We start from the raw sequence: 16,400 nt of genomic DNA on the forward strand, positions 1-16,400 counted from the left end.
ATCTCCTAAAAGTAAGCGGGAATCACCCCGCTGAAGTTACTTGAACCAATGACCGTGACAGCATGAACTCCTGCAATTCACTGCGGCTGCCTTCCATGAAATACTGCTCCATCTCCGCCGTCTTGCCCAGTCTGACGAAATGCTCTGATGAGCTCAGACTCTTGGCGGCAGGCTGCGGGACAAAGGTGATTGTGCCGCCGCTGCGCTCAATGAAGTCAAGCTCATCGAACACATCCAGCATTCTGCTCACCATACGCACACCAAGCGCCGATTGGCGGCTGAGCCGCAGCAGCACTTCATGCTCAGGAGTTGGAGATGCAGCGATTGCGGCGATCCATTTATATAACGATTTGAAATGATCACGGGTCGGCACCTGCAGCCGGTCACGCCCGTCACGGATCGAATGCAGCAGGGCAATGTTCTCCGCCCGGGGAAAAGCAGTAAACAGCGCTTCCAGCTGTTCCGGGGACTCGGGCATATCCAGCACACAGAGCAGCGACAGTCTCTCTTCATCATGCGCGCCTTCCGGCTGATGTACAGCAGAGATCCCGGCAGACTCATCGTATACCCAGAGGGACATGCCCTTAAGATCACGCAGCGGCGTCGTCCGGCTGTTCTGGAAGACCGCAGCACTCCGGCCCGGATGGCTGCCGCTATAGGTGCGGAGCAGCTCCTGAATATGCGCCGCCTGCTTGACAGCATCAGCTGCGCCGCGCAGATCGAACAGTTGCGCCTTCGGCACCGCCAGATCCTGCAGCATCAGCTGGGGCTTGCGCGAGCCGTTCCATTCATTGACGGACAGCTCTGCCAGTACATCCACGACTGTTCCGTCCGGAAGCAGCTCTGCCAGCGGACCCTTGCCGAAGGCTACAGCTTCAATCGTCAGCTTGTCCTGCTGGAGCACAAGCTTCAGGTGCTTGCCCTCCTGGCCCATCTTCCGGGTCTCCTTCACAACCGCTTCGCGCAGAATGAATCTCGGCAGCGGATTGGCCATGCCAAACGGGGCAAGCCGCTCCAGCTCAAGCGCAGCCTGGAGGGTCAGATCGGCAATGGAGACTTCGCCGTCCGCAGCTGTAACAGCTACGAAGTCCTCCGGTGTCAGAATAGACGCAGCATAGCTGTTCAGCGCCGCATCGAAGGCTTCCAGCTTATCCTGCGGCAGACTCATCCCCGCCGCAGCCGGATGTCCTCCGAAGTGGTCCATCAGTCCGGCGCATGAGGATAAGGCTGCATAGATATCCAGGCCCGGAATAGAGCGGGCAGAGCCCTTGCACATCCCGGTCTCCGGATGAATGTCCAGAATAATGACCGGACGGTAATACCGCTCCAGCAGCTTGGAGGCCACAATGCCGACTACGCCGACATTCCAGCCCTGGTCCGCCAGCACAATAATATCCGGCAGTCCGCTCCGGCTGATTCTCTCCTCCAGCTTGGCGGTGGCTTCAGTGACAATTCGCTCCACAACCAGCTGGCGTTCCTTGTTCAGCAGATCCAGCTCACCGGCAAATTGCTCAGCTTCTGCCGAATCTTCCGTGGTCAGCAGTGTAACCGCCCGGCCAGCATGATCCAGTCTTCCGCTGGCATTAATACGCGGAGCCATCCCGAAGGCGATATTCACCGCACTGACGGTGTTCATCGCAATACCGCCCACCGAGAGCAGCGCCCGGATGCCCGGGAAGGATGAATTCCGCATGCTGCTGAGGCCTCTGCGCACCAGACTGCGGTTCTCGCCCAGCAGCGGCATCAGGTCAGCTACGGTGCCGATGGCGGCAATCTCACACCATTCCTCCGGCACTTCGCTGCCCAGGAGCGCTTCAGCCAGTTTGTAAGCCACCCCCACTCCAGCCAGACCCTTGAACGGATACGGGCAGTCAGGCAGCTTCGGGTTAATCAGGGCATACGCCTCCGGCAGCAGCTCAGGCGGCTCATGATGGTCCGTGACAATAACATCAATGCCCAGCTCCGAGGCATAGGCAATCTGATGATAGGCACTGATACCAGTATCAACCGTAATGACGAGAGATACACCCTGCTGGACCGCCCAGTCCAGCGCATGATTATGCAGTCCATAGCCTTCATTGGACCGATGGGGAATATAAATGTCAAAGGAGGCGCCGAGATGACGCAGCAGGTAGATCATCAGCGCTGTGCTGGATACCCCGTCTGCGTCATAATCACCGTACACCAAAATATGCTCTTCCTCCTGCAGTGCCTTCTGTATCCGCGGCACCGCTTCAGCCATTCCTTTAAGCAGGAATGGATCATGTCTATCTTCCGCTCCTGAATCCATGAATACGCGCGCCTTGTCAGCGGTATCCATACCTCTTTGCACCAGCAGTGAAGAAAGGAGCGGAGAAATAGAAAGGCTCCGGGCCAGTTCCTGAATACGCTCGGAATCGGCTGCCGGAGATTGCCAGCTTGTTTTTGAATGAAGCAATACAGCTCACCTTTCTCTCACCTTGCAGACTACTGAAGCAGCGTGGGAATATCGTTGTCCACGAGCTCGTGATTGCTTTTATAAGGATAACCCGGATCATACGGCACAACATCCATATGAACCTCACCAACATGAACGAACCGGTGCTGAAGCAGTTTCCTTGCACATTCCGAAATATCCTGTGCTTCCATCACGCTGATCCGCGGATTCACACTAATCTTTACATGCAGATTCACATAGTCGCCTTCCTCCAGCGCCCGGAGCTGCTCCACCCGGATGACTCCGTGTACCCGCTGAACCGTCTCAATGAAGCTGGCTGCTTCCTCGGAAGGAAGCTCCTGAATCTTCTTGCTGTACACAGAGGAAGCAATTAATGAATAGCCTTTGCGGAGAATCAGACATCCGGTCAGCAGAGCTGCAATGGGGTCCATGTAGAGCAGAGGATGCCAGTTCAAGTATCCTCCAGTTATGGCCAGGGCAATTCCGATAAATACAGTTATAGACGTATAGAGGCTGAACCGGTGGCTATCGGCATAAGCTGCATGACTGCCGTCACCCTTTTTTTTGAAATAACGGTACTGGTATTGAAATACAGCCTCTTTGAACACAATGCACAGCAGAACAGCAACAAGCGCTGACTCCTCCGGTGCCGACAGATGTCCCCTTGTCAAATCACGGATAGCCGAGAAAGCAACCTGCAGCCCGCCCATAATAATCAGCACAGAGAACAGAATAGCCGCCATGGGCTCCTTGCTTCCTTGTACAGTGCGGCCACGTTCGGCTGCGCCTGTAGTCTTGTGACTCTGCTTCAGGTTCCACGGAATCACCCCCGCCAGTCTGGCAGCGGCATCTGCTCCCGAATAAATTGCATCCCCCAACAATGCTTTGCTGCCTGACAGATAACCGATACTTCCCTTGGCTACAGCAAGCAGAACATCACTAAGGATTCCGGTCCAGGCAACAGTTTGTTTCCGGGGTAATGGTTTGTCATTCATAACGAGGCCCTCCTTACCACTAGCAGGTAAACTCATGATGATGAAATCAAGCAAGACGCCCTAACCCGAAGATTCCGAAAAGCCGCGTCGCTACAGACGCGGCTTACAGAACAAGCGGGTGTTAGACTTTGGCCGGGGTCTTAGCCGGCTTCTGGCGCTTCTTCAAGAGCAGCCAGAGCGGACTTGCGATGAAGATCGATGAATAGGCTCCGAAGAGCAGACCGATAACCATGGCCAGCGAGAACATGCGGATCGACTCGCCGCCCATAATCAGCAGGAAGAACGCGGCGATAAATACGGTGAAGGCTGTATAAAGAGAACGCATGAGTGTCTGCATTACACTTTTGTTAACCAGGTGCTTCAGGTCCTCATACGACTTCTGTTTACCGAAGCGCAGATTCTCGCGTATCCGGTCAAAGATAACGATCGTATCGTTAATCGAGTAACCGATAATGGTCAGCACCGCGACAATGAAGGTAATGTCAACCTCCAGACGGAAGATCGAGAAGATCGCCACTACCATGAATGCGTCATGGAGCAGCGCCACAATGGAAGCCAACGCGAAACGCCATTCAAACCGGATACTAACATAAATGATAATCCCGATACTGGCAAGCAGCACAGAATAAATCGCATTCCGGGCCAGCTCCTTGGCCATTTCGGTATCTACGGTGTTGATCTCAAAAGACGCCTTCTCATCAATCTTGTTGATTGACTTCTTGAGGGTCTCGCTCTGTGTATCACTCAGCTCTTGATCATAACGGATGTTGACCCGCTTGTCGCCGATGGTAATCGTCGGCTCATGCCCAATGCCTGCATCCTTTAGAGCCGGCTGAAGCTCAGCCAGCGTGACACTCTTCGAGAGCGACACGTCCACATTGGAACCAGCCTTGAAGTCAACGCTGTAATTCAGGCCGAAGGTCGCCAGAAAGATCAGACCAGCTACAGTAATGGCGATCGAGAAGATATAGAAAAATTTACTTAAATGTACGAAGTCAAGCTCTTTCTTAAAGCGCACTGATGTCACTCTCCTTTACCCCAAATTGCTTCGGCTTCTTGAGTGCGCCGGCTTTAACCAGCACAGTCAGCATCCAGTGGGCAAAATAAAGGTTTGTTACGATACTTAGTACAATTTCCACGATCAGAATCAGTGCGAAGCCTTTGACCGCACCAGTACCGAAGGCGAACATGACAGCCGCTACGATAATAGTGGTTACATTCGCATCCATAACTGTACGGAAGGAGGTCTTGTTCCCTGCTTTGACGGAAGACATAATGCCCTTCCCGCTGCGCATCTCTTCCCTGATCCGTTCATTGGTAATGATATTGGCATCGACGGCCATCCCTATACCGAGAATGAACGCGGCGATCCCGGGAAGGGTCAGCGTAAAGTCCGCCAGGACAAATACCAGAATCAGCAGCCAGGTGTGCAGGATCAGCGCGAAGCTGGCCAGTACGCCCGGAAGACGGTACATAAGCAGCATGAAAATCAAAATAATCACAGAACCGACAATACCGGCTCTGACAGTCTCATCCAGGGATTGCTTACCCAGTGTAGCCCCTACGCTCTGGGAATATTTCTCTGTCAGCTTCAGCGGCAAAGCACCGAGGTTGATCGTATCGGCAATCTCACGGGCTTCATCCAGCGTATATCCTCCGGAGATCGAAGCCTTACCATCGGTCAGCACAGCTCGTACCGTCGGAGGCGCAGATAACAGGTTCTCATCCAGATAGATAGCAAGTTCCTTACCCAGCAGACGCTCGGTAATCTCTGCGAATTTCTTCTTGTCTTTGATCGAGATGCTGATTTCGGGACGGTTCAGACTGTCGCGTTGAACCTCTGCCGCACCTTCCACGAAGTCACTGCCTACAAGCTCAATCTTACTGAATACTCCGGGAGCATCCCCTTCCTTGGCACTGCGGAAGGTGAGAACTGCGGGTTCTTTCATTTTCTTGCGGACCTCTGCTTCGTCGGTAACACCTGCGATCTTCAGACGGATGCGGTCCGTACCTTCGGTGGTCACCTCAGGCTCGCTGGTTCCGAGTGCATTCGCCCGCTTCTCCAGGCTCTCTGCAGTCTTCTGCAGCGAAGCGCGGGTCAGAGTTCCTCCCGTATCCATTGGCTCGGCGTGGTACAGAATTTCGAATCCGCCCTTAAGGTCAAGACCCAGACGGACTCTGTCCAGCAGCCCGGGAGTAGTAAATACCATGACGCCGGTTAGAACGACCACGGTAATGATAAAGCTCAACATTCTCTTCATGCTCTAGCTAGTTCCCCTTTCATTACTTCAATATTCCTATTATAGCTACGTGCGAAATGACCGTCAATTCATAAGGAATGACGGTGTCTTGATTCACACAAAGAAACGGCAGGTTCTGCTGCACAGCGAGGATACCTCCGTTTGATAGGACAAGTCTGAACACTCTGTACTTACTTTACTGCTTCGCGTACCCGTTTGCAAAAGAAAATCGTTCCTTTTGACAAATCCCCCCGTTAATTCAATCCCCGGTAGGCCGCCAAGGTCAGATAAGTCATATAACTGCCTGACTTGAGCGAATAGATGTCATTGACCAGCCTGTGCAGGGGAGGTCTCCCCTCCTTGGCATAATTGCGGCTGATGCAATCCCAAATATCCTTACCGGTCACATATTCATAGCCGAGGAGCCGGAATTCCTCCGCTTTGCTGATGCACATGGCTTCGATATCTTCACTAAGCTCGTCATATCTCCATTGTTCCGATTCCACGTGCAGGCACCTCCAAAGATTCCTCAATTACGTATGCTCAGTGGTACGTATTCGACCCTGCGCTCATACTTTCCTGCTTTCGGCCAAAAAACTTGTCTATGGAATGCTTGTCATGCAGCGCACCTGTACCGGCATATCCTTATACAAGCCTTGCTTGATTATGGCGGTAATTCACTTGCAGTTTCATCTCATATGTAGGAAGAAGGAGTGCCCTGTGAGGAAACAGACCTTTATACAAGGAACGATCATCCTGCTGCTCGCCGGTATCATTAACCGGATGCTTGGCTTCATTCCCCGGATTGCCCTGCCCCGGATCATCGGCGCTGAAGGGGTGGGTCTGTATCAGCTTGGATACCCGTTTTTCATTGTGCTTATTACGGTAATTACGGGAGGAATCCCGCTGGCCATTGCCAAACTGGTTGCAGAAGCCGAAGGGGAGAACCGCCCGGAGCAGTCCCGCAAAATTCTGCAAACCGGCCTTGCCCTCAGCCTGTCGCTGGGCATTGTGTTCACCTTCGTCGCCCTGTTCAGCGCCTCCTGGGTATCCAGCGTTCTCCTGACGGACCGGCGTGTCTATTACACCTTCGTCAGCATGACCCCCATGATCGCCATCGTCGCCGTCTCATCCATCTACCGGGGATACTTTCAAGGCAGACAGAACATGATTCCCTCGGCCTTCTCCTCCGTGCTGGAATCGGTCATCCGGATCTTCTTCATGCTGTGGTTCTCCTGGATGCTGCTGCCGAAGGGAATCGCCTTTGCCGCTGCGGGTGCGATGCTGGGTGTAACCGTGGGGGAGATCGCCGGAATGCTGGCCCTGCTGGGGCAATATTATTTTAACGACAAAAAAGACAGGTCTGAACCCCCGCCTTCCGTAGATGTGACTGTTCAGAATACACAAGGCAATGCCGGACGCGAGCCTGGGCAGACAACTACACCTGTATTTAAGCGTCTGATCGGTATTTCAATACCGGTTACCGCCGGACGACTGATCGGCTCATTCTCTTACCTTCTGGAATCCATTATTACCGTGCGCAGCCTCGCGCTTGCCGGAATCGCAGCCGCCGCCGCAACCGCACAATATGGTTCCTTGCAGGGAATGGTGATTCCGCTGCTGCTGCTGCCGGGTGTGCTAAGCTCCTCGCTGGCCGTCTCCCTCGTCCCTTCCTTATCCGAGGCCGCCGCCCGCAACGATTTGCCCACGATTCACAAAAGAATGCACCAGGCCCTGCGGCTCGCCATGGTGACCGGTGCCCCGTTTGCTGCCGTTATGTATATTCTTGCCGTACCGCTCTGTACACTAATGTACGGCAATGCGGCGGATACAGCCCCTATGCTTAGAATGATGGCTCCGTTCGCAGTATTCCTCTACGTGCAGGCCCCGCTGCAAGCAGCCCTTCAGGCTATGGACCGGCCGGGCAAGGCACTGATCAATACGCTGATAGGAGCTATAGTCAAAATCCTGCTGATTCTCCTGCTGGCCTCCCGCCCCGAATACGGCATTCTGGGCGCTATCATCGCCATTATGGTTAACAGCCTGCTTGTCACGCTTCTGCACGGCTACAGTGTGGTCAAGCTGACCGCCATGTCCCTACGCTGGTCGGACCCGCTCAAAATCCTGGCCGCTACGGTCATCATGGCCGCCGGAATGTCGTATGTCTATACGTCTGTTCCAATCTCACAGTCGCAGTGGATACAATTCCTGGCCGCTGGTACTTGTGGTATGGCCATCTATCTAAGCATCTGCCTGTTATCCGGGCTGATCTCCAGACGCGACCTGGAACGGGTGCCCTTTTTCAGACGCTGGCGCAGTTAGGTCTGCTTCCCTTTATCCGGATTGATCGGGGCAATATAGAGCTCCCCCTTATGGTCCACGGAGCACAGGAAGACATCCCGGAAATCAGAGACCCCCTTCTGCCGGATCTGCGTTCTTAGCCAGAAGCGGTTCTTGCCGATCATCTCCAGATTGCTGTCCTGCACCTTCCCGTCCATAATCAGGGGAATCGGCAGCCCTTCATAACGGATCTTATGCTTCGGCAGCTTCACGGAAGCAGAGTCACCGCCGGATGATTCAGCATCGCCGGATTCCTTCTGGCTATCTCCGTTCTTCTCCTTCCGCTCTGCGCCGGAGCTGCTGTTGCCCGACTGATTGGATGAAGTGACGTTGGCATTCTTCTCAATTACGGTTAACTGCCCGCTTGTCTCCAGGATCGCGAACTCCACATCAGCCGGACTGACAATATTCTGCCCGCGGAGCTGCAATAGCAAATCATCAATATTATACCGCTGCCTGCGCATCTCGCCCCGGTGAATCTTCCCGTCCGAAATCAGGATGCTGGGTCTGCCATCCACCAATAAACGCAGCTTCCGGCTCTTCAGACTGAGCTGTGCGACGATAACCTGAATCAGCACCAGGGTCGCCATAGGCACAATACCATCATAGATGGGGCGCTCGATATCCTCAATTACAAAGACACCGATTTCGGCAATCATGATGGAAATGGTCAGGTCAAATACAGACAGCTTGCCGATTTCACGTTTGCCCATGATGCGCATGCTCAGGAAAATGAAGATATACATCAGCACGGTCAGAAAGACATGGGTCGTAATATGCTGGAACATATTCTCTTCGCTCCCCTTCCGCTACTCCCCCGAAGAGGGATTAATGTACCCCTATTCTGACCTGACCGTAAGGGGAACATTCGGAAAACGGCTGCTTAATTACTGGTAAAAGTCATACCGCCTATTCTTGTACTATTGGGGCAAGCCTCCCCATACAATAATTAGTATCCGGTTAACAAACTTTTAGGGGGTTTTACCATGTCTCTGATCAGGCGTCTATTCTCATGGAAAATATCTAGTCCGGTATTATCGGGTTTAATCCGCTCGTTCCTGTGGATGATGCTGGGTGCGTTCATCCTCTCCCTCCTGCTCTGGGGCAGCGGACTGCAGGAACAGGACCTCACTATGTACACCTATATTGTGCACGGCGTCGCTGCCGCATTCGGAGGCCTGACCGCAGGCAGCAGAGCCGTCCGCAGAGGCTGGTACCAAGGAGGACTCACAGGCATGTTATACGGACTGGCTGTGCTCCTGATCGGATTTCTCGCGCTTGACAGTTCACCCGGAGGAATGGACTTCCTGTGGGTTCTGGCGGCTGCAGGCATCAGCGCACTCGGAGGAATGTTTGGAGTTAATTTACAGAAATCCTAATTAATATAATTTTCGAAAATTGAAACCTTCCCTTGAAAATATGGTACACTACCTATGTCTGACTTCATATGAGCGATTATCAAGGAGGCTTCGAATGCTTTGCTGTATCAGTCCATGAATCTTGTAGTTGTATATACCGTTGCCATTGTTGTGATCTTAATCTGGATCGGCGCACGGCGCAATCCGCTGATGGCCTTAGTTGAAATCGGGAGAGAGCTGCTGAGGTCCTATAAATTCGCTCTCATTATTATAGGAATGTTCAGCATTCTTGCCCTGAATAAATATGAGCTGCAGATCGAAGAGAAGATGCGGTTGACCGCAGATTACACAGGTTTTGTATTTGGCCTGGAGGGGCATTTCGTCCGGATGGTTCAAGAGCTGTTCTACGCACCTTGGCTGACCCCGGTTATTGTCTTCTTCTATATCTTCATGCTGCAAGCCGTGCTGGCGGCCTCGCTCGGGATCTATCTGCTGGACAAAAACCGTGTGATCCTCTATGCGACCTGCTACACCATTATTTTAACCTATGCTATCGCTATTCCGTTCTATCTGTACTTTCCGGTTAACGAGGTATGGTCCTATGCGCCTGCCGGGGTCCGATTCATCATGCTCGACGTTTTCCCGAAGTTTGAACAGGAATACCGGCCGCTATCCGGCCTCAATAACTGCTTCCCGAGCCTGCATACCGCTATCTCCGTATCCATGGCTCTGCTCGCTTACCGTTCCGGCAACCGCCGCTGGATGGTGATCAGTACAATCTCAGCCGTTATTATCGTATTTGGAATCTTCTATCTCGGCATTCACTGGCTGACCGACATGATTGGCGGCACCTTGCTGGCTGTGCTGTCTACGGCTATCGCCGTACCGCTTGCCAAGCTCACCCTGCGCAGCGGGGAACAAGGCTTGAGAGTGCGGGGCCGGGTTACCAACACACGGTAATGCAATCATTTCAGCACTTGAAAAGCATACAAGTAGAAACGGCTTTGCCATCCTTTTAAAGGATGGTACCGTTTCAGCGAGAAATAGAAGGATAATGTACAGTGTGAACCATAAAAATTCATGTATTTAAAAAAAATCGGCGTATCTCCTAAGAGATACGCCGATTTTTATGTAAGTTAGCAGAGAGACTATTACATCTTGTCTTCTACTTCCACAACCGCGTGACTGATCGAACCCCGGTCAAATGTCAATCGGGTCACATCATTAACCCGCAGAATAACGATGTCATCCGAAATCTCCATGATCGTTCCGTGCAGACCGCCGATGGTAACTACCTTATCGCCCTTCTTCAGCGCTTTGAGCATTCCGTTGCGTGCCTTGGTCTTCTTCTGCTGCGGACGAATCAACAGGAAGTAGAACACGACAAACATCAGTACAAAAGGACCTACAAGACCCAGAATACTGCCTCCGCCGCCTGTACCTGCTGCCATATAAAACTGTGACATATCATTTCCCCCCTTTCAAGAATAAACATGAACACTCCGTACGCTCTAGAAGCCTTTTAGATTATCATATAATCCGTATTGTGCAAAAAACTCATCGCGAAAATCAAGCAGCCGATCTTCCATGATGGCTTCACGCACTTTACGCATCAATTCCAGCAGGAAGTGTAAGTTATGGTACGTTGTCAGCCGCAAGCCGAAGGTTTCATCGGCCTTAATCAGATGACGCAGATAAGCACGGGAATAGTTCCGGCAGGTGTAGCAGGTACACTCCGGGTCCAGCGGCCCGAAATCACGGGCATACTGGGCGTTACGCACGACGAGTCTCCCCTGACTGGTCATGGTTGTTCCATTACGGGCAATACGGGTAGGCAGAACACAGTCGAACATGTCTATTCCGCGGATTGACCCTTCCAGCAGCGCATCCGGTGAACCAACGCCCATCAAATAGCGCGGTTTCCCTTGCGGCAGCAGCGGAACCGTGTAATCCAGCACTTCATACATAAGCTGCTTGGACTCTCCGACGCTGAGTCCCCCAATAGCATACCCCGGGAAATCCATGGAAGTCAAATCAGCCGCGCTCTGCCGGCGGAGATCCTCATGCATGCCTCCCTGTACGATAGCGAACAGTCCCTGGTCATTCGGACGGGCATGACTTTTGAGGCAGCGTTCGGCCCAGCGAGTAGTGCGTTCAAGCGATTTCTTCACATACTCATATTCTGCCGGATAAGGCGGGCATTCATCGAAGGCCATCATAATATCGGAACCGAGCGCATTCTGGACCTCCATAGCGACTTCGGGAGACAGAAACTTCTTGTCCCCGTTCAGATGGGAGCGGAAATGAACCCCTTCTTCGGTGATCTTACGCATATCGCTCAGGGAGAATACCTGAAAGCCGCCGCTGTCAGTCAGGATCGGGCGGTCCCAGTTCATGAACTTATGCAGGCCGCCCGCTTCGCCGATAATCTCATGACCCGGACGAAGGAACAGATGGTACGTATTGCTCAGAATAATCTGCGCTTCCATCTGCTTAAGCTCTTCAGGACTCATCGTCTTGACAGTAGCCTGGGTGCCCACCGGCATGAAGGTTGGTGTCTCAATAATTCCGTGCGGGGTATGGACTCTTCCGAGCCGTGCTCCGGATTGCTTACATGTCTTAATGTGTTCGTAAGTGATGGCTGCCATTAGTTTAACCCTTCCTCTTGCTTAATAAATGAACATTGCATCGCCGAAGCTAAAGAACCGGTACTGTTGCTTAATCGCTTCTTCATACGCAGCGAGAATCAGCTCCCGGCCAGCCAAAGCGCTTACCAGCATGACCAAGGTTGACTTGGGCAGATGGAAATTGGTGATCAGTGCATTAACAATAGTGAATTCATAACCCGGATAGATAAAAATATCCGTCCAGCCGCTGCAGGCCTCAATCGGCCCGTCCTGGCATTGTCTGCCTACGGTCTCCAGGGTCCGGCAGGAGGTTGTGCCTACAGCTATTATTCTTCCGCCCCTTGCTCTGGCTTCATTAAGCGCATCCGCCGCTGCCTGGGACAGCTCGAAATATTCGGCATGCATGACATGCTCTTCTACGGTCTCGACAGACATCGGACGGAATGTCCCCAGACCGACATGGAGTGTGATATAGACGATATTCACACCGATGGCTGCAATCTGCTCCAGCAGCTCTGTGGTGAAATGCAGTCCGGCTGTCGGCGCTGCCGCCGATCCTTCATGCCGGGCATACACGGTCTGATAGCGCTCACGGTCATCCAGGGTTTCCTTGATATAAGGAGGGAGCGGCATCGAGCCGAGCCTGTCCAGAATCTCCTGGAAAATCCCCTGATAGATGAAGCGGAGTGTCCGCCCGCCCATATCCGCCTCATCTTCAATCACGGCACGAAGCTCTTCGCTGAAGACGATGACCGCTCCGGTCTTCAGCTTCTTGCCGGGCTTCACCAGCGCCTCCCAGCGGTCGCCCTCCAGATTCTTAAGCAGCAGGACCTCGGCCTTGGCTCCGGTATCTTCCTTGACTCCGAATAGTCTGGCGGGAATAACCCGTGTATCATTAAGTACAAGCGTATCGCCCGGGCGGAACTGCCCCAGTATATCCGTGAAATGACCGTGGTCCAGTTGCCCGTTCTCCTTGTCTACCAGCAGCAGTCTGGATGAACTGCGGTCGGCAAGCGGAGTCTGGGCAATCAGCTCCTCCGGCAAATTGAAATCATAAAGTTCAACATTCATAATAGGATCTTCATTCCTTAATTCTTAATTATAGTAACGTTATTAAAATAGTGTTGCAATATTTGCTTATAATCATACCCTTTGTCGGCCATTCCCTTCACGCCCCATTGGGACATGCCGAGTCCGTGCCCGTATCCCCAGCCGATGAAATAGAAGCCCGGACTGCCGGTCACGACTCTTGCGGTCTGATCCGCGCCCATCACAACCGTTCCGCTGCCGCTGGACGTCACTTGTCCCGAAGCAGACAGCACTCCGGCCGAGCTTGCGCTGCCGATAGCAGCTGTAGAGCCGTCAGCGCCTAATACAGTATAACTTCCGGCAGGTACAATATCAAACAAGGTGCTGGGCAATCCGCCGAAGGAGGAACGGAACAGATCCGGGTACTTCACCTGCAGGATCTGGCCGTTCGCCTTGACCTCCACTGCTCTTCCCGATGGCCCGCGCCGGGTAACCTCCAGAGTGGTTATGGAAGAGGGCAGAGTGCCGCTGGTCTTGCCAGCCAGGCTCTTCAGCAGCTCGGCCGAAGAATAGGGACCCTTGATCCAGCTGTAACTACCGGATTCATAGACCTGATTCAGCACTACGGCGTTCTGGCCGGGATTCAGCTTGCCTGCCGAAGCAGCACTGCTGTCAATGACAGGCAGCGGCCGGATATTCACATCCTTGGCTGTGGCTGTAGCAATGGGGAGCCCTGCGGCTGTCTTCTCGCCTGTTAATTTGATGTTATCTTCCCGGGCATAGCCGGAGACGCCGCTGTCCAGCAGTACATAGTACCACTTCTTGGCTGAACCCACCGCAGCCACATCCTCTGCGCTGGCCACACTGGCATAGTTGCCGCCGCTGTTCCATACTTCCGACGGGTCAGCCGTAACGCCGCCGCTGTTCGAGGAGAATACCGCCTCTACGACCTTGCCGCCGCTCTGCAGCACTTCACCTGCGGTTGCATCAACCGCCTTGATGATTGTGGGGGCTTCTGCACCGATGCCGTTATAGACCTGGCTGAGCGTTGTATCCACCACATTGGCAACATCGAAGCGGTTCCCTTGGGACAACGCGTAGCTGCGTGCCGCTACAGCCTGGGCCTTCAGCGCCTCCTCCGGCCAGCCGGAGGATACCTCTCCCCCCACTACCGCATACAGATATTGCTCCAGCGGAACCACGTTAATGACAGACAATGAACCATTCAGATTGCCAAGCTCCATATCGCCGCGGTAGATCCGCTTGGACCTTTCTGTAAGCATAATTCCCTTATCATTGCCGGACAAAATGAACTTTGCATTACTTCCGGATAACAGATAATGAAAGGCTTGGACTTCGCTGTTGAAATCAAGCCCTGCGTCCATGCGGATCATTACTCCGGGTGCACCCGGAGCCACAGGCGTCAGAGAAAGCTGAGGAAGCAGCGCAGCAGCCGAAGCAGAGACCGCCGCAAGCTCGCTGTCACTTGACGCCTCGCCTACCCATACCTCGGTCCGCGCACTGCCGCCCTCACCGGATATGAATACCGGCCAGGCATCTAAGCCGGCTGTGGTCAGACTGCTCACTACCGCCTGGGCTTCCTCAAGTGTAGCGTAGGAGCCCGCAGACAGATGCTTGGTTCCGGCCACCGCCGGGGTCTGCCCGTCTGGAATCGCCAGACCGGCTTTGAGGACTGAACTCAGCCCGTTGTTGGCTGCACCCTCACTGGCATAGCCTCCGGTATATAGCTGATATACCTTAGCTCCGCCTCTTGCAGCCATAAAGATCTGCGGCTTATTGGAGCCAGCCTGGAGCTTCTTCGCTGCATCCGCAGCGGTCTGCCAGCTTGGCGTCTCCAGCACCTTCACCCGGAACCCGTCCAGACTGACACGGACCTTGTTCTGGGCCGGAACCGACAATAACGGGCTGCCGCCGGCTGCCGGAAGCAAGCTGAAGCTCTGCTCGGACTGCAGGGTTACCAGCGGTACGGTAGATTTATATTTGCTGCCAATGTCAGCATACAGTGCAACCCGGATGGGCCCGCCGGAATCGGCGCGGGCGTGATCTGCCGGAATGAGCAGACTGCCTGCTGCAAGCAATGCAGCCAGCGCCCCACGGCCCAGCAGCCCGATTCCTGTTGTTGTCCACTTCGCAAGTTTCATTGTAGGCCTCCTATAAATATTAATGTTATGAACACGCACTTAAGATTTGAATTGCAGCTTGGTTGTCGCTGTGGTGAACATTTGGACCTTTTATAGGCTAAATATAAGCTGAATATCGGCTAAATGTAGCCCAGATCATACGCAAGATATTGCACTACGGGCAGGATTCTCAGCAATCAATTCTGCTGCGGAGGAAGCGGAAGGCCAAGATGATGATATGCCGCAGGCGTAACAATGCGGCCGCGCGGCGTACGCTGCAAGAAACCGATCTGCAGCAGATAAGGCTCGTATACATCCTCAATGGTCTGGCTCTCTTCGCCTATCGTAGCGGCGATGGTATCCAGTCCAACAGGCCCGCCTCGGAAGGAGCTGATCATGGATTGCAGCATCTTATGGTCGATGCTGTCCAGTCCCCGGGGGTCCACCTGGAGCATCTTCAGCGATTCGGCAGCAATCTCCGGGGTGATAATCCCGTCGCCCCGGACCTGAGCGTAATCGCGTACCCGCTTCAGAAGACGGTTGGCAATCCGGGGTGTTCCCCGGGCCCGCAGGGCAATCTCTTCCGCTGCATCGCCCAGAATCTCGATGCCCAGCAGTTCAGCGTTGCGAGCCACGATGAAGCTTAGTTCATCAATGGTGTAATACTCCAGCCGGCTGACCACTCCGAAGCGGTCACGCAGCGGAGCAGACAGCAGTCCCGCGCGTGTCGTCGCCCCAATGAGCGTGAAGGGCGGCAGATCGAGCCGGACCGACCGTGCGCTCGGCCCCTTGCCGATCATAATATCCAGCGCGAAATCCTCCATCGCCGGATACATGACCTCCTCCACCGTCCGGTGCAGACGGTGAATCTCGTCAATGAACAGCACATCGCCTTCCTGAAGGTTCGTCAGCAGCGCCGCCAGATCGCCGGGCCGTTCAATTGCCGGGCCGGAGGTGGTCCGCAGATTGACTCCCAGCTCGTTGGCAATAATATTGGCCAGCGTCGTTTTGCCGAGACCCGGAGGTCCGTAGAGCAGAACATGATCCAGTGCTTCACTGCGCATCTTGGCCGCTTCTATATATATTTTCAGGTTCTCTTTCACCTGGTTCTGGCCGATATATTCACCCAGATAACGGGGGCGCAGACTTAATTCCACCGCCTGCTCGTCCATCATCAGATTAGCCGATATAATCCGGTCATCCATTCTTCCTCACTCCGTTCTTCAGGGACCT

At 53.7% G+C, this 16,400-nt stretch carries 14 protein-coding genes; 3 read left to right on the plus strand and 11 right to left on the minus strand.

What is annotated here, in order from left to right; genetic code table 11:
- Positions 1-22: 22 nt before the first annotated feature.
- The 5 genes from recJ to NSS83_RS11785 form a co-directional block, all read right to left on the minus strand.
- Positions 23-2,437, minus strand: a complete 2,415-nt coding sequence (gene recJ / locus NSS83_RS11765) for a single-stranded-DNA-specific exonuclease RecJ (protein WP_341348296.1) — start codon at positions 2,435-2,437, stop codon at positions 23-25.
- Between the two features lie 29 nt (positions 2,438-2,466).
- Positions 2,467-3,432 (minus strand): cation diffusion facilitator family transporter, encoded by a 966-nt coding sequence (locus NSS83_RS11770; RefSeq protein WP_341184332.1) that lies wholly within the window; start codon positions 3,430-3,432, stop codon positions 2,467-2,469.
- 121 nt (positions 3,433-3,553) lie between these two features.
- The gene (secF, locus tag NSS83_RS11775) at positions 3,554-4,450 is read right to left on the minus strand and encodes a protein translocase subunit SecF (protein ID WP_036690539.1); all 897 of its coding nucleotides are present in this window, start codon (positions 4,448-4,450) and stop codon (positions 3,554-3,556) included.
- A complete protein-coding gene (secD, locus tag NSS83_RS11780) occupies positions 4,440-5,693 on the minus strand; it encodes a protein translocase subunit SecD (protein ID WP_341184331.1) in 1,254 nt (417 codons plus the stop codon). The genes secF and secD overlap by 11 nt, the downstream gene beginning before the upstream one ends.
- A gap of 233 nt (positions 5,694-5,926) precedes the next feature.
- Entirely contained in the window at positions 5,927-6,178 is a 252-nt protein-coding gene (locus tag NSS83_RS11785; protein WP_036690543.1) for a post-transcriptional regulator, read from the minus strand.
- Positions 6,179-6,392: 214 nt separating this feature from the next.
- Here NSS83_RS11785 and spoVB point away from each other — a divergent pair, with 214 nt between their 5' ends.
- Positions 6,393-7,994 (plus strand): stage V sporulation protein B, encoded by a 1,602-nt coding sequence (gene spoVB / locus NSS83_RS11790; protein ID WP_341184330.1) that lies wholly within the window; start codon positions 6,393-6,395, stop codon positions 7,992-7,994.
- Here spoVB and NSS83_RS11795 read toward each other — a convergent pair.
- Complete coding sequence (locus NSS83_RS11795) at positions 7,991-8,800, minus strand: DUF421 domain-containing protein (RefSeq protein WP_341184329.1); 810 nt, start codon at positions 8,798-8,800, stop codon at positions 7,991-7,993. The two genes, spoVB and NSS83_RS11795, sit on opposite strands and share 4 nt — an antisense overlap.
- 198 nt (positions 8,801-8,998) lie before the next feature.
- Here NSS83_RS11795 and NSS83_RS11800 point away from each other — a divergent pair, with 198 nt between their 5' ends.
- Positions 8,999-9,391: a TIGR04086 family membrane protein gene (locus tag NSS83_RS11800; RefSeq protein WP_341184328.1), complete on the plus strand. Its 393-nt coding sequence runs from the start codon at positions 8,999-9,001 to the stop codon at positions 9,389-9,391.
- Between the two features lie 99 nt (positions 9,392-9,490).
- Complete coding sequence (locus tag NSS83_RS11805; RefSeq protein ID WP_341348297.1) at positions 9,491-10,330, plus strand: phosphatase PAP2 family protein; 840 nt, start codon at positions 9,491-9,493, stop codon at positions 10,328-10,330.
- Between the two features lie 191 nt (positions 10,331-10,521).
- On the opposite strand, the gene yajC is transcribed toward NSS83_RS11805, so the two are convergent.
- From yajC to ruvB, 5 genes are all read right to left on the minus strand, one after another.
- Positions 10,522-10,836 (minus strand): preprotein translocase subunit YajC, encoded by a 315-nt coding sequence (gene yajC / locus NSS83_RS11810; RefSeq protein WP_036732365.1) that lies wholly within the window; start codon positions 10,834-10,836, stop codon positions 10,522-10,524.
- A 45-nt stretch (positions 10,837-10,881) separates the two neighbouring features.
- Positions 10,882-12,018: a tRNA guanosine(34) transglycosylase Tgt gene (gene tgt / locus NSS83_RS11815; protein WP_341017307.1), complete on the minus strand. Its 1,137-nt coding sequence runs from the start codon at positions 12,016-12,018 to the stop codon at positions 10,882-10,884.
- Positions 12,019-12,039: 21 nt separating this feature from the next.
- A complete protein-coding gene (queA, locus tag NSS83_RS11820) occupies positions 12,040-13,068 on the minus strand; it encodes a tRNA preQ1(34) S-adenosylmethionine ribosyltransferase-isomerase QueA (RefSeq protein ID WP_341348298.1) in 1,029 nt (342 codons plus the stop codon).
- A 17-nt stretch (positions 13,069-13,085) separates the two neighbouring features.
- Complete coding sequence (locus NSS83_RS11825) at positions 13,086-15,188, minus strand: SpoIID/LytB domain-containing protein (protein WP_341184325.1); 2,103 nt, start codon at positions 15,186-15,188, stop codon at positions 13,086-13,088.
- A 176-nt stretch (positions 15,189-15,364) separates the two neighbouring features.
- Positions 15,365-16,372, minus strand: a complete 1,008-nt coding sequence (gene ruvB, locus NSS83_RS11830; RefSeq protein WP_036732369.1) for a Holliday junction branch migration DNA helicase RuvB — start codon at positions 16,370-16,372, stop codon at positions 15,365-15,367.
- Positions 16,373-16,400 lie beyond the last annotated feature (28 nt).

It is taken from the genome of Paenibacillus sp. FSL H3-0469 (genome assembly GCF_038051945.1).
Taxonomy (GTDB): domain Bacteria; phylum Bacillota; class Bacilli; order Paenibacillales; family Paenibacillaceae; genus Paenibacillus_AQ.

What these genes read in the sequence shown, in the direction of transcription:
- tgt (WP_341017307.1), bottom strand. Translation starts at nt 12,018, where the DNA reads ATGGCAGCCATCACTTACGAACACATTAAGACATGTAAGCAATCCGGA.
- NSS83_RS11825 (WP_341184325.1), bottom strand. Translation starts at nt 15,188, where the DNA reads ATGAAACTTGCGAAGTGGACAACAACAGGAATCGGGCTGCTGGGCCGT.
- NSS83_RS11770 (WP_341184332.1), bottom strand. Translation starts at nt 3,432, where the DNA reads ATGAATGACAAACCATTACCCCGGAAACAAACTGTTGCCTGGACCGGA.
- yajC (WP_036732365.1), bottom strand. Translation starts at nt 10,836, where the DNA reads ATGTCACAGTTTTATATGGCAGCAGGTACAGGCGGCGGAGGCAGTATT.
- NSS83_RS11800 (WP_341184328.1), top strand. Translation starts at nt 8,999, where the DNA reads ATGTCTCTGATCAGGCGTCTATTCTCATGGAAAATATCTAGTCCGGTA.
- ruvB (WP_036732369.1), bottom strand. Translation starts at nt 16,372, where the DNA reads ATGGATGACCGGATTATATCGGCTAATCTGATGATGGACGAGCAGGCG.
- secD (WP_341184331.1), bottom strand. Translation starts at nt 5,693, where the DNA reads ATGAAGAGAATGTTGAGCTTTATCATTACCGTGGTCGTTCTAACCGGC.
- NSS83_RS11795 (WP_341184329.1), bottom strand. Translation starts at nt 8,800, where the DNA reads ATGTTCCAGCATATTACGACCCATGTCTTTCTGACCGTGCTGATGTAT.
- queA (WP_341348298.1), bottom strand. Translation starts at nt 13,068, where the DNA reads ATGAATGTTGAACTTTATGATTTCAATTTGCCGGAGGAGCTGATTGCC.